This window comes from Vibrio sp. V01_P9A10T6 (assembly GCF_963877065.1).
Classification (GTDB): domain Bacteria; phylum Pseudomonadota; class Gammaproteobacteria; order Enterobacterales; family Vibrionaceae; genus Vibrio; species Vibrio anguillarum.
In genome coordinates this window covers 1-13,727 of sequence record NZ_CAWNTB010000217.1, presented here as the reverse complement: position 1 = coordinate 13,727, position 13,727 = coordinate 1, and the positions used below count along the sequence as shown (strand labels likewise).

Genomic DNA, 13,727 nt, shown 5'->3' with positions numbered 1-13,727 from the left:
TAAAATAAAATAGTAGATACTTTTTTTTATTGAGAGAAAATCCCAATAAAAAAACGTTTATGACCTTTTATCCTTAAAGACAACCTAAGATAAGTAGAAAGTGTTGATGCTAAAAATGGTTGCTCCCACGTTGGGTGACTTTGTATTGACCATAAAAAAACACCGCTCTTGCGAAACGGTGTTTTTGGGATTTGCTTTATAGCAACGGCTTAGACATCGAGGTTGGCAACTTTTAAGGCGTTCTCTTCGATGAATGCGCGACGCGGCTCAACTTGATCACCCATCAAGGTAGTAAACAGTTCATCAGCACCAACAGCATCTTCAATCGTGACTTGCAGCATACGGCGAGATTCAGGATCCATCGTCGTTTCCCACAACTGATCTGGGTTCATTTCACCTAGACCTTTGTAGCGTTGCAGGCTTAGGCCACGGCGAGACTCTTTAATTAACCAGTTCAACGCATCAACAAAGTTATCGACAGGTTGAATACGCTCACCACGTTGAATGTAAGCCCCTTCTTCAACTAAGCCATAAAGTGCTTCAGAAAGGTCCGCCAGCTTGCTGTACTCTTTCGAATTGAGCAAATCAGCACTTAATAGATGTTGGTGCGTTACACCATGAGTGCGCACTACAATCTTAGGCTGATAAATACCAAGCTCCGCATTGTGCTCAGTTTCAATGCTGTATTGGCTTGCGCCAACTTCTTTCGCATTTAACTGCTCCACCAGCTGTTTGCCCCACGCTTCTACTACTGCAGAATCAGCGCATTGATCAACAATGATACGCGGCATATAGATGAATTCATGGATCAAGGCGTAAGGGTAGCGGCGGCTCATGCGCTCCACCAGCTTAATGGCGACATTGTATTGCTTAACCAAGGTTTCTAACGCTTCGCCTGCTAATGCTGGCGCTTGAGGGTTAACATGCAGTGAGGCACCATCCAATGCCAAAGCAACTTGGTATTGGTTCATCGCATCTTCATCTTTGATGTACTGCTCTTGCTTGCCTTTTTTCACTTTATACAAAGGCGGTTGAGCAATGTAGATGTAGCCACGCTCAATCAGCTCAGGCATTTGACGATAGAAGAAGGTCAACAGTAGCGTACGGATGTGCGAACCGTCGACATCCGCATCGGTCATGATGATGATGTTGTGATAACGCAGTTTGTCTGGGTTATATTCATCACGGCCAATGCCACAGCCTAATGCGGTGATAAGCGTTGCGACTTCTTGCGAAGAAAGCATTTTGTCGAAACGAGCTTTTTCAACGTTAAGAATTTTACCTTTCAGCGGCAAAATCGCTTGGTTTTTACGGTTACGTCCCTGCTTGGCAGAACCGCCAGCAGAGTCCCCTTCCACTATGTACAGTTCAGATAGTGCAGGATCTTTTTCTTGGCAATCGGCGAGTTTACCCGGCAAACCGGCAAGATCTAACGCACCTTTACGACGTGTCATTTCACGCGCTTTACGCGCCGCTTCACGAGCACGAGCCGCATCAATGATTTTTGAACAGACCATTTTGGCTTCACTTGGGTTTTCAGCCAAAAACTCCGCCAATTTCTCACCCATTGCTGACTCAACCGCAGATTTCACCTCGGATGAAACCAATTTATCTTTAGTTTGGCTAGAGAACTTAGGATCCGGCACTTTCACTGAAACCACCGCGGTTAAGCCTTCACGAGCATCATCACCCGAGGTCGCCGCTTGCGCTTTTTTCGAGAAGCCTTCCTTATCCATGAAGGTGTTTAGGGTACGAGTTAACGCCCCACGGAAACCCGCTAAGTGGGCACCACCATCACGTTGAGGAATATTGTTGGTAAAGCAGTAAATGTTTTCTTGGAAACCATCGTTCCACTGCATCGCCACTTCCACGGTAATCCCATCGTCACGCTCAGAGCTGAAATGGAATACTTTTTCATGGATCGGCGTTTTATTGCGGTTTAAATGGCCAACAAACGCTTTAATACCACCTTCATATCTGAAGTGGTCTTTTTTGTCTTCTTCGCGTTCATCAAACAGTTTGATGGATACACCAGAGTTTAGGAAAGAGAGCTCACGCAGACGCTTAGCTAAAATATCGTAATGGAATTCAATGTTGGTAAAGGTTTCAGCACTTGGCCAAAAACGCAGGGTTGTCCCGGTTTTATCGGTTTCACCCACCACAGCCAACGGCGCTTGTGGCACACCGTGACAATAAGTTTGTGTGTGGATAGCGCCGTTACGATAGATAGTCAGTAGCACTTTTTCAGACAGCGCGTTGACGACGGACACACCGACACCATGCAGACCACCCGAAACCTTGTATGAGTTGTCATCAAATTTACCGCCTGCATGCAGAACCGTCATAATAACTTCCGCGGCAGAAACTTGTTCTTCTTCGTGAAGGTCGGTAGGAATACCACGGCCATCATCGCTAACTGAAACTGAATTGTCTTCGTGAATAGTCACTACGATGTCTTTACAGTGACCTGCCAACGCTTCATCAATTGAGTTATCCACCACCTCAAAAACCATGTGGTGCAGACCGGTGCCATCATCCGTGTCGCCGATGTACATTCCTGGACGTTTACGAACCGCGTCCAGACCCTTCAGTACCTTAATACTCGATGAATCGTAATTATTCGACATGAGTTACTCTCTCACTATTTTATCCGTGCTCTATTGTGCCATGTTCCACATGAAACATCTTGCTGTTTGACTCAATCATGTCTGCAACTTGGCCTTGCGTAATAGAACTTACAAAAACTTGTGCCCCCGTCGATTTTAAGCAATCCGCTAAACGCTTACGACGATGGCTATCTAATTCGGAAGCAAAGTCATCAATTAAATAGATGCATTGCTTACCTGTCAGCTCGGTTAAGTGTTGTCCTTGTGCGACGCGCAGTGCACACACCATTAATTTAAGCTGACCGCGTGATAGAACATCTTCAACCGGTGTTCCATTGACCTTTATTTTTAAATCCGCTTTGTTCGGGCCACTGAATGTGTAGCCTAGCGATTGATCGCGTTCGAAGTTTTTCTCGAGGATTTGTTGATAGGGCGTCTCTTTTTCCCAACCACGATAATACTTCATTTGCACATCAAATTCTGGCAAAAAACTGCGACACAACTCCTCGGCAACACACTTCATTTGCGTCACATAATGTGTGCGCCATGCATCGATTTGTTCAGCCAAGCGCGCCATCTCCTGATCCCAGTAACTGAGTTCACGATAATGGGTTGCCGTTTTTAACAACGCATTGCGCTGCTTATTGAGGCGCTTAAAACGCCCCCATGCATCATAAAAGGCAGGTTCACTATGAAATACCCCCCAATCAATAAATGCACGTCGTTGTTTTGGTCCATCGGTGAGCAGATCAAACCCTTCCGGATGAATCAATTGCAAAGGTAAAACTTGTGCCAGTTGCGCCAGTTTTTGCCCAGATTGACCGCCTATTTTAACCTCTGTTGAACCGTCACGCTGCTTATTAATGCCAATCGGTAGCTCAAATTGATCCGAGGTCAAAAAACGCCCATGCACAAACAGCTCCTGGCACTCATTTTGTATGACGCGTCCGGTTAAGGCGCTTTTGAACGAGCGACCATGACCCAGCAGGTAAATCGCTTCCAGTACACTGGTTTTGCCGCTGCCATTAGGGCCAATAAGAAAGTTAAAGCCTGATGATAATGGGATATCACAGGCTTTAATATTGCGAAATTGTTGGACGATTAAACGAGTCAGCGGCATTGCGCAAACTTAAAGTCGGATCGGCATGACAACATACATCGCGCTGTCGTCATCGCGATTTTCAATCAGCGCACTGGCGTTGGCGTCAGACATCGATACACGAACCTGTTCACAACGTAATGTATTCAGTACATCGAGCACATAGCTGACGTTAAAACCGATTTCGATGGCGTCGCCTTCAAAGGTGACATCCAACAACTCTTCCGCTTCTTCTTGCTCTGGGTTGTTGGCGGTAATGCGCATTTCATTATCCGCAAGATTAACCCGTACCCCGCGAAACTTTTCATTTGAGAGAATCGCGGCACGAGAAAATGCCTGACGTAACTCATCACAGCCCGTTTCTAAGGTTTTGGTCGTTTGCTGCGGCATAACGCGGCGATAATCAGGGAAGCGGCCATCAACCAGCTTAGAAGTGAAGATGAAGTTATTCACTTGGGCGCGCAAATTTGAGCTACCAATTTGCAGCACAACCGGCTGTTCTGGCGCATCAAGTAACTTGACCAGTTCCTGTACCCCTTTACGCGGCACGATGATCTGTTTATTGGCAAAATCCGCGCTGAGTGCCGTTTGCGAAACCGCCATACGGTGTCCATCGGTTGCCACAGAGCGCAAGGTTGAACCGTCGATTTCAAATAGCATACCGTTCAGGTAATAACGCACATCTTGGTTAGCCATCGAAAACTGGGTTTTCTCAATTAAACTGCGCAGTTCTGCCTGAGTGAGCGACACTTCCACTTCACTTTGCCAATCTTCAATATTAGGAAAGTCACTGGCAGGTAAGGTTGCCAGAGAGAAACGGCTACGGCCAGAACGCATCTGAATGCGATCGCCTTCCAATACCACAGTGATCACGGCGCTATCGGGCAAGCCGCGACAAATATCTAAAAATTTACGCGCAGGGACAGTGATGCTTCCTGCTTCGCACTCACCTTCAAGAGTCACGCGGCTAATCAGTTCGACTTCAAGATCGGTCGCCGTCATCGACAGCACGTTCTCTTCCACTTTGAGCAACAAATTACCAAGAATTGGCAAAGTCGCACGTCCGCCTAATGTTCCAGATACTTGCTGAAGTGGCTTAATGAAGTGGCTACGTTCAATAGTAAATTTCATAGTTAGCTCTTACGATGTTATCGGGCAACCCCAAATGTGAGGGTTAAAATAGCTGATATAAGAAGGTTGTGCATCAAGAAGACAGGGTACGAATTAAATTCGAATAGTCTTCTTTGATGTCGTGGCTCTCTTCACGTAACTGCTGGATTTTACGGCAAGCGTGCAGCACTGTCGTATGATCTCGGCCACCAAACGCATCACCAATTTCAGGCAAGCTGTGGTTAGTCAGCTCTTTAGCCAGTGCCATCGCCAACTGGCGTGGACGGGCAACCGAGCGAGAGCGACGTTTAGAAAGCAAATCCGCCACTTTAATTTTGTAGTATTCCGCCACGGTCTTTTGAATGTTATCAATGGTGACCAATTTTTCTTGCAAAGCTAATAAGTCACGCAGCGCTTCACGCACAAAATCGATGGTGATCGGACGGCCGGTAAAGTTAGCGTTGGCGATAACACGGTTTAGTGCACCTTCCAATTCACGCACGTTGGAACGTAAGCGTTTGGCAATAAAAAAGGCAACTTCATCGGCAAGATGAATTTGGTGATCTTCTGCCTTCTTCATTAAAATCGCGACACGCGTTTCAAGCTCTGGTGGCTCAATCGCAACCGTCAAACCCCAACCAAAACGAGATTTCAGGCGATCTTCCACCCCATTGATCTCTTTCGGATAGCGGTCGGAAGTCAAAATGATTTGTTGGTTACCTTCAAGCAATGCGTTAAAGGTATGAAAGAACTCTTCTTGCGAACGCTCTTTATTGGCAAAGAATTGAATATCATCGATCAAGAGCGCATCGACACTGCGGTAATAGCGTTTGAACTCTTCAATCGCATTATTTTGCAGCGCTTTCACCATATCTTGCACGAAACGCTCTGAGTGCATGTAAATCACTTTCGCATTCGGGTTGTTATCAACAATCGCATTACCAACGGCGTGCAATAAGTGTGTTTTACCTAGCCCTGTACCACCGTATAAGAAGAGTGGGTTATAGGCCGCGCCGGGGTTATCGGAAACTTGACGCGCTGCAGCCAAACCAAGTTGGTTCGATTTACCTTCAACGAAGTTATTGAACTTATGTTTAGGGTTAACGTTTGATCTGTGATTAATGTCTGCCACAACCGTGTCGTTTTCCCACGTACGATGTACTGGTTTACGCGCTTGTAACTGTGCAGGAGCTGAAGATTCAGCCGCGACATCCGCTTGAGTACGAACGGGAGCAGCTTTAGGCGCGCTGACCCGGCGACTACCCACTTCAAAACGCAGGTTCGGGGTATCGTGGCCACAATGCTCTTGCAGTAATCGGTTGATGCTATTGATGTATTTATCGCGCACCCAATCAAGCACAAATCGGTTTGGGGCGAATAAAGTGAGAGTATTGTCATTGAGCTCCGCTTGTAACGGACGTACCCACATGCTGAATTCCGCTGCTGGTAACTCTTCTTGAAGCTGTTGCAAACATTGCAACCAAAGCGAAGATGACACGGTTGCCCTCACCCTAAGTAAATGATCGAAAAGACTGGCGATTTTACCTGTTGATAACCAAGATCGCCAGCGATTGATCCGTGATCCAGTGAATAAGATCGAAGTTATTCACACAATTTGCGCTTGATTTTTGTCGATCTTCACAATTAGCACCACTTTACCCACACGATGATCCACATATACAAGGATCCTCTATACTTATCCCCAATTGTGTCACTATGTTCGGTTATGGTTAATAACTACTGGTTATTTATTCTATTGAGTGCTTTACCAGTAACATCCCTCTCTATAAATATAAGGAGTTTCAAGATGAAAAACTGGGTTAAAGTCGCCATTACTGCAATTGCACTATCCGCTGCAAGCGTACACGCGGCAACGGAAATAAAAGTCGGCATGTCAGGGCGCTATTTTCCATTCACTTTTGTCAAACAAGACAAGCTGCAAGGCTTTGAAGTGGATGTTTGGGATGAGATAGGTAAACGCAATGATTACGATGTAAAATATGTTACGGCTAATTTCTCCGGTCTCTTTGGCCTGCTTGAAACTGGCCGAATTGATACCATTTCAAACCAAATCACCGTCACAGAAGCACGTAAAGCGAAATACTTATTTGCTGACCCGTATGTCATCGACGGTGCACAAATTACCGTTCGCAAAGGTAATGACAGCATTAAAGGGATTGACGATCTTGCCGGCAAAACGGTCGCGGTCAATTTAGGCTCAAACTTCGAGCAGCTACTGCGCAGCTTTGACAAAGACAATAAAATCATCATCAAAACTTACGATACTGGCATTGAACATGACGTTGCTCTTGGCCGTGCTGATGCGTTTGTGATGGATCGCCTTTCGGCTCTGGAATTGATTAAAACAACGGGCTTACCGTTGCAATTGGCTGGTCACCCTTTTGAAACCATTGAAAACGCTTGGCCGTTTGTTAACAACGAGCAAGGCCAAAAACTGCAAGCTGAAGTGAATCAAGCGTTAGCCTCGATGCGCGCTGATGGCACACTGAGTGCGATTTCTGAAAAATGGTTTGCTGCCGATATCACCAATAAGTAAATTCCCCTATTATCAAAACATAGGATTGAGGTGGAACCACACATTCCACCTTTTTTGTTTTAAAAAGGTAAGCCGATGGGATTTGATTTTCACTATATGCTTGAGCTGATGCCAATACTGCTCAGGTATTTAGGCACCACCATGGAGATGGCGACTTGGGGCTTAGTGTTTGCTTTGATCCTGTCGGTCATTTTAGCCAATATTCGTGTGTTCAAAGTGCCCATTTTGGATCCGCTAAGCCAGCTGTATATCAGCTTTTTCCGCGGTACTCCCCTGCTAGTACAACTATTTCTACTCTACTATGGTCTGCCACAAGTGTTACCGTGGATGGTCGGTTTAAATGCGTTTAGCGCCGCGGTGATCGGGCTAACTCTTCACTTCGCCGCTTATATGGCAGAAAGTATTCGCGCCGCCATTTTGGGTATTGATCGCAGCCAAATGGAAGCGAGTTTGTCTGTGGGTATGACCACAAGCCAAGCAATGCGCCGCATTATTTTGCCGCAAGCTACTCGTATCGCGTTGCCATCATTAATGAATTACTTCATTGATATGATCAAATCGACCTCATTAGCTTTTACATTAGGAGTCGCTGAGATCATGGCCAGAGCGCAGATGGAAGCTTCGTCAAGCTTTCGCTTCTTTGAAGCTTTCCTCGCCGTTGCATTAATTTACTGGGCCGTAGTGGTGGTACTGACTCGGGTACAAATTTGGGCTGAAGAGAGACTCAATAAGGCGTATGTACGATGATTAAACTCGATAATATTCATAAGCGCTTTGGCGATACTGAAGTGCTCAAAGGCATCAGCTTAGCAATAGAAAAAGGTGAAATCATCGTCATTATTGGCTCAAGCGGTACAGGTAAATCGACCTTACTGCGCTGCGTCAACTTCCTAGAACGCGCAGACCAAGGCTCCATTACTATTGACGATGTCACTGTCGACACCCAGCAACAGACCAAAGCAGATGTATTAGCACTGCGCAGAAAAACAGGCTTTGTTTTCCAAAACTACGCGCTGTTTGCTCATATGACAGCGAGGCAAAATGTCGCCGAAGGGCTCATTACGGTGCACGGTTGGAAAAAAGATCTCGCCCTGACCCGCGCACAGCAGATTTTGGATGACATCGGTCTTGGGGATAAAGGAGAGAGTTATCCCGCAGCGCTTTCTGGTGGCCAGCAGCAGCGCGTTGGGATCGGTCGTGCGATGGCGCTACAACCAGAATTGCTGCTATTTGATGAACCTACGTCAGCACTCGATCCTGAATGGGTTGGCGAAGTGCTTGCTTTAATGAAGAAATTAGCTACTCATCACCAAACAATGCTGGTGGTTACCCATGAGATGCAGTTTGCAAAAGAGGTAGCCGATCGCGTGATCTTCATGGCCGATGGGCAAATTGTAGAGCAAGGCTCTCCACAGGATATCTTTGGTAATCCACAGGATCCTAAGCTCAAGAAATTTTTAAATCAGGTGGGGATCGACGAAGGATCCTTGTGATTTAAAGGAGACTGCGTATAATCCCCCGACCGGAATTTTAGTGAACCCAATCGTTGACACTTATTGTGACAGTGATTACAATTCCGCCTCTTTGTTGAGAGGCGTCGGATTCCTTTCTTTCTATTAAAGAAGCGAAAATATGCCCACGCCGGGTTTATTTGAACCTAAAAACTACTGATCAGTAAGGTAATTACACATGTCTAAACGCACTTTTCAACCTACCGTTCTAAAGCGCAAGCGTACTCACGGTTTCCGTGCACGCATGGCAACTAAGAATGGCCGTAAGGTTATTAATGCACGTCGTGCTAAAGGCCGCGCGCGCCTGTCAAAATAATTCGCGATTATTTTGAATACGTACGCGTTCAATCGGGAGTTACGTTTGTTAACTCCCGAACATTATAAAAAAGTCTTCCAGCAAGCGCACAGCGCAGGCTCCCCCCATTTCACTATCATTGCTCGCGAAAACGCTCTTACCCACCCAAGGTTAGGGTTGGCCGTCCCCAAAAAACAGATCAAAACAGCTGTTGGCCGTAATCGCTTCAAACGCCTCGCTCGCGAAAGCTTCCGTAATAAACAGCATCAACTTCCTAACAAAGATTTTGTTGTGATTGCGAAAAAGAGCGCGCAAGATTTAAGCAATGAAGAAATGTTCAAACTATTTGAAAAATTATGGCATCGCCTGTCTCGCCCTTCGCGTGGTTAGCAATCGGATTCGTCCGTCTTTACCAAGGAATCATCAGTCCTCTGCTTGGACCACGCTGTCGTTTTACTCCAACCTGTTCAAACTATGCGATAGAAGCGTTGAAAGCTCACGGTTTTGTAAAAGGGTGTTGGTTATCAGGCAAACGTCTATTAAAATGCCACCCTTTGAACGAAGGGGGTTTTGACCCCGTTCCGCCACCAGTCCAAAAACAAGACAGAGATAATTAACGATGGATTCTCAACGTAATATCCTGTTAATCGCCTTGGCACTCGTTTCTTTTTTACTTTTCCAGCAATGGCAAGTAGCAAAGAACCCAGCACCTCAAGCGGTTGAGCAGGCACAAAATAGCAGCACTTTAACTGCACCATCTATGGCTGATGAGTTAGACCCAGCACCAGCAGTAACCAATGCTTCTGCAAAAACCATCACCGTCAAGACTGATGTACTGACTCTGTCAATTGACACGGTAGGTGGTGATGTAGTGAAGGCCGAGCTGAATAAGTACGATGCTGAACTCAATTCAGAAGACCCATTTGTGCTACTTAAAGACATTCCTGGTCACCAGTTTATCGCGCAAAGTGGTTTAGTGGGACCGCAAGGGATCGATTTAAGCAGCAACAATCGTCCAAACTATACTGTTAGCGCCGACACCTTTGCTCTAGCAGATGGTCAAGACGAACTGCGCATTCCCATGACTTATCAAGCCAATGGCCTTGAATACACCAAAACCTTCATCCTTAAACGTGGCAGCTACGCCTTGGATGTTGAATTTGATGTAGTCAACCAATCTGGTAATAACGCGACACTGGGTATGTATGCACACCTACGCCAAAATTTATTGGACGCTGGTGGCAGCTTGGCTATGCCAACTTACCGTGGCGGTGCTTACTCAACACAAGATACACGTTATAAGAAATACAGTTTCGATGATATGCAAGATCGTAACTTGTCACTGCCTTTGGTTAACGGTGAAGGTTGGGCGGCGATGATCCAACACTACTTTGCCAGCGCGTGGATCCCACGTGATGCAGCAGGGTCAAACTTATACACTCGCGTGATTGGCAACTTAGGTGATATTGGTGTTCGCATGCCAAATAAAACCATCGCCAACGGTGAAAAAGCGACATTCTTAGCCACACTTTGGGTCGGTCCAAAACTGCAAGATGAAATGGCTGCTGTTGCGCCAAATCTTGATTTAGTAGTCGACTACGGCTGGTTATGGTTTATTGCAAAACCACTACACATGTTGCTTTCATTCATTCAAAGCTTCGTTAGCAACTGGGGTGTAGCAATCATCTGCTTAACCTTCATTGTTCGTGGTGCTATGTACCCACTGACCAAAGCACAATACACCTCTATGGCAAAAATGCGCATGCTGCAACCGAAGCTGCAAGCAATGCGTGAGCGCATCGGCGATGACCGCCAACGCATGAGCCAAGAAATGATGGAGCTGTATAAGAAAGAGAAAGTAAACCCACTCGGTGGTTGTTTACCTATCTTCCTGCAAATGCCTATCTTCATTGCGCTTTACTGGTCATTAATGGAATCGGTTGAACTGCGTCATTCACCTTTCTTTGGTTGGATTCATGACCTTTCAGCACAAGACCCATACTACATCTTGCCACTGCTGATGGGTGTGAGTATGTTTATGATCCAGAAAATGAGCCCGACGACAGTCACTGACCCGATGCAACAGAAGATCATGACCTTTATGCCGGTTATGTTTACATTCTTCTTCTTGTTCTTCCCATCAGGTTTAGTGATTTACTGGTTGGTATCGAACATCGTTACCTTGATCCAGCAAACCTTGATTTACAAAGCGCTGGAGAAAAAAGGCTTACACTCTAAGTAGCCACTTCAGCAAGAAGTCACACTGACAAGTGAAACAAAGGCGACCTTTTGGTCGCCTTTTTGTTTTTGGCTGATTACAATTGCGCTCATACACCCCTATGTTAGGTACCCTTATGTCTACAGACACCATTGTTGCTCAAGCAACCGCTCCAGGCCGAGGTGGCGTGGGGATTATTCGCGTCTCAGGCCCGAAAGCCGCTCAAGTCGCGCTTGAAGTAACCGGGAAAACACTGAAACCTCGTTATGCGGAATACTTGCCTTTTAAGCATCAAAATGGCACCGAACTTGACCAAGGCATCGCGATCTATTTTCCTAACCCTCACTCCTTTACCGGCGAAGATGTGCTCGAACTACAAGGACACGGTGGCCCGGTCGTCATGGATATGCTGATCAAACGCATTTTGGCTATCAGTGGCTTGCGCGCAGCGCGCCCGGGTGAATTTTCTGAGCGTGCGTTTTTAAACGACAAAATGGATTTAACCCAAGCGGAAGCGATTGCCGATTTGATTGATGCCAGCTCTGAAGAAGCGGCCAAATCCGCTCTGCATTCATTGCAAGGTCAATTTTCCAAACGCATTCACACCTTGGTCGATTCCCTAATCCACCTGCGAATTTACGTTGAAGCAGCGATTGATTTTCCTGAAGAGGAGATCGATTTTCTTGCCGATGGTAAAGTTGCCGCAGATCTGCAAAATATCATCGACAACTTAGACGCCGTGCGCAAAGAGGCCAATCAAGGGGCCATTTTACGCGAAGGGATGAAAGTGGTGATAGCAGGGCGTCCTAACGCGGGCAAATCAAGTTTACTTAATGCCTTGTCAGGCAAAGACTCAGCAATCGTCACCGACATAGCAGGAACCACGCGTGACGTACTGAGAGAGCACATCCACATCGATGGCATGCCACTGCATATCATCGATACCGCTGGCCTACGTGATGCCAATGACGAAGTCGAAAGAATAGGTATTGAGCGTGCTTGGGATGAAATAGCAAAAGCAGATCGTGTGCTCTTTATGGTTGATGGCACCACCACCGATGCCACCGATCCGAAAGAAATCTGGCCAGATTTTGTCGATCGATTGCCTGAAAACATCGGCATGACGGTGATCCGCAACAAAGTCGATCAAACCAAAGAATCGCTCGGTATCTGTCATGTTAATTCTCCAACCTTAATCCGCCTGTCGGCAAAAACTGGAGAGGGAGTTGATGCTCTGCGTACTCATCTCAAAGAGTGCATGGGCTTTGCTGGGGGCAATGAAGGCGGCTTTATGGCCAGACGACGCCATTTGGACGCGCTAGAGCGCGCCGCACAGCACCTCATGATTGGTCAGCAGCAGCTCGAAGGCTACATGGCTGGTGAAATCTTAGCGGAAGAACTGCGTTTATCGCAGCAACATCTAAACGAGATAACGGGCGAATTTAGCTCCGATGACTTGTTAGGGCGCATCTTTTCGTCGTTCTGTATCGGCAAATGATCGCAGTGAGAAGCTTGATCACTCTTAATTATAGGAATATCTCATGATCCATATCATCACTGGCAGCACCTTAGGAGGCGCTGAATATGTCGCCGATCATCTCAACGATCTACTGCAAGAGCAAGGTTATACTACGACTATCCACAACCAACCCAACTTAAGTGATATACCCTCACAAGGGACTTGGCTCATTGTCACCTCCACGCATGGAGCGGGTGACTACCCAGACAATATCCAACCTTTTATCGCTTCTTTGCAATCAACACCACCGAATACGAGCGAGTTAAAATATGCCGTGGTAGCACTTGGCGATTCAAGCTATGACACGTTTTGCGCAGCAGGTAAGCATGCATATCAACTGCTTGAGGATATAGGTGCAACGCCAATTAGCGACTGTTTCACCATAGATATATTAGAATATTCCGTTCCTGAAGATGCCGCTGAAGTATGGCTCAAACAGCACATCGAACAATTCTAGCGAATGGCATAAAGTCACCAAGCGGCCTGTGAGCCGCTTTTTTTGTACTCTTAAGCTCTGTGTATAACTGTCTCAATACTCGCCATAGAAAAGTTAAGTCCATTTTAAATATTTTAATGTGTATAACTATGCTGTTATTCGGTGATTAACCTATAGTTATCCAATTAATAACTCATGCATTTTACGACCCTGTGCATAACTAGCCTTTTTGATCCCAGCTAATACACGATTAGATCATGTCAGGATCACAGCTTGTGATCCTCTTAAAAACCATGATCTTGTTGATCATTTATCGGTTATCCACAGATATGCTCGATCCTAATAATAGATCTAATATAAGATCTCTATATAGATC

Annotated in this window: 13 protein-coding genes; 9 read left to right on the top strand and 4 right to left on the bottom strand. The window is 46.1% G+C overall.

Annotated elements, in window-relative coordinates; translation table 11 throughout:
* Positions 1 to 209: 209 nt before the first annotated feature.
* The 4 genes from gyrB to dnaA all read right to left on the bottom strand — a co-directional run bounded on the left by gyrB (position 210) and on the right by dnaA (position 6,313).
* Complete coding sequence (gene gyrB / locus AACQ21_RS16920; protein WP_013855574.1) at positions 210 to 2,627, bottom strand: DNA topoisomerase (ATP-hydrolyzing) subunit B; 2,418 nt, start codon at positions 2,625 to 2,627, stop codon at positions 210 to 212.
* A 19-nt stretch (positions 2,628 to 2,646) separates the two neighbouring features.
* Positions 2,647 to 3,726, bottom strand: coding sequence for a DNA replication/repair protein RecF (gene recF / locus AACQ21_RS16915; RefSeq protein WP_105977391.1), 1,080 nt, complete (start codon positions 3,724 to 3,726; stop codon positions 2,647 to 2,649).
* Positions 3,727 to 3,735: 9 nt separating this feature from the next.
* On the bottom strand, positions 3,736 to 4,836 hold the full coding sequence (gene dnaN / locus AACQ21_RS16910; RefSeq protein WP_088720678.1) for a DNA polymerase III subunit beta: 1,101 nt from the start codon (positions 4,834 to 4,836) through the stop codon (positions 3,736 to 3,738).
* A 73-nt stretch (positions 4,837 to 4,909) separates the two neighbouring features.
* Positions 4,910 to 6,313: a chromosomal replication initiator protein DnaA gene (gene dnaA / locus AACQ21_RS16905; RefSeq protein WP_010319947.1), complete on the bottom strand. Its 1,404-nt coding sequence runs from the start codon at positions 6,311 to 6,313 to the stop codon at positions 4,910 to 4,912.
* A 309-nt stretch (positions 6,314 to 6,622) separates the two neighbouring features.
* Between dnaA and AACQ21_RS16900 the strand changes: the two genes are divergently transcribed.
* From AACQ21_RS16900 to mioC, 9 genes are all read left to right on the top strand, one after another.
* Entirely contained in the window at positions 6,623 to 7,372 is a 750-nt protein-coding gene (locus tag AACQ21_RS16900; RefSeq protein WP_026027668.1) for an amino acid ABC transporter substrate-binding protein, read from the top strand.
* Between the two features lie 75 nt (positions 7,373 to 7,447).
* Positions 7,448 to 8,119 carry an amino acid ABC transporter permease gene (locus tag AACQ21_RS16895; protein ID WP_010319949.1) on the top strand — a complete coding sequence of 224 codons (672 nt, stop codon included), beginning with the start codon at positions 7,448 to 7,450 and terminating at the stop codon, positions 8,117 to 8,119.
* On the top strand, positions 8,116 to 8,865 hold the full coding sequence (locus AACQ21_RS16890; RefSeq protein WP_013855580.1) for an amino acid ABC transporter ATP-binding protein: 750 nt from the start codon (positions 8,116 to 8,118) through the stop codon (positions 8,863 to 8,865). Before AACQ21_RS16895 ends, AACQ21_RS16890 begins: the two co-directional genes overlap by 4 nt.
* A 196-nt stretch (positions 8,866 to 9,061) precedes the next feature.
* Positions 9,062 to 9,199 carry a 50S ribosomal protein L34 gene (gene rpmH / locus AACQ21_RS16885; protein ID WP_010319951.1) on the top strand — a complete coding sequence of 46 codons (138 nt, stop codon included), beginning with the start codon at positions 9,062 to 9,064 and terminating at the stop codon, positions 9,197 to 9,199.
* 12 nt (positions 9,200 to 9,211) lie between these two features.
* Complete coding sequence (rnpA, locus tag AACQ21_RS16880; RefSeq protein WP_026027667.1) at positions 9,212 to 9,568, top strand: ribonuclease P protein component; 357 nt, start codon at positions 9,212 to 9,214, stop codon at positions 9,566 to 9,568.
* The gene (yidD, locus tag AACQ21_RS16875; protein ID WP_010319953.1) at positions 9,535 to 9,795 is read left to right on the top strand and encodes a membrane protein insertion efficiency factor YidD; all 261 of its coding nucleotides are present in this window, start codon (positions 9,535 to 9,537) and stop codon (positions 9,793 to 9,795) included. Before rnpA ends, yidD begins: the two co-directional genes overlap by 34 nt.
* A 2-nt stretch (positions 9,796 to 9,797) precedes the next feature.
* Positions 9,798 to 11,420, top strand: coding sequence for a membrane protein insertase YidC (yidC, locus tag AACQ21_RS16870; protein WP_017046370.1), 1,623 nt, complete (start codon positions 9,798 to 9,800; stop codon positions 11,418 to 11,420).
* A gap of 112 nt (positions 11,421 to 11,532) precedes the next feature.
* The gene (gene mnmE / locus AACQ21_RS16865; RefSeq protein ID WP_026028517.1) at positions 11,533 to 12,894 is read left to right on the top strand and encodes a tRNA uridine-5-carboxymethylaminomethyl(34) synthesis GTPase MnmE; all 1,362 of its coding nucleotides are present in this window, start codon (positions 11,533 to 11,535) and stop codon (positions 12,892 to 12,894) included.
* Between the two features lie 43 nt (positions 12,895 to 12,937).
* Positions 12,938 to 13,372, top strand: a complete 435-nt coding sequence (gene mioC, locus AACQ21_RS16860; RefSeq protein ID WP_017044116.1) for an FMN-binding protein MioC — start codon at positions 12,938 to 12,940, stop codon at positions 13,370 to 13,372.
* The last annotated feature ends 355 nt before the right edge of the window (positions 13,373 to 13,727 follow it).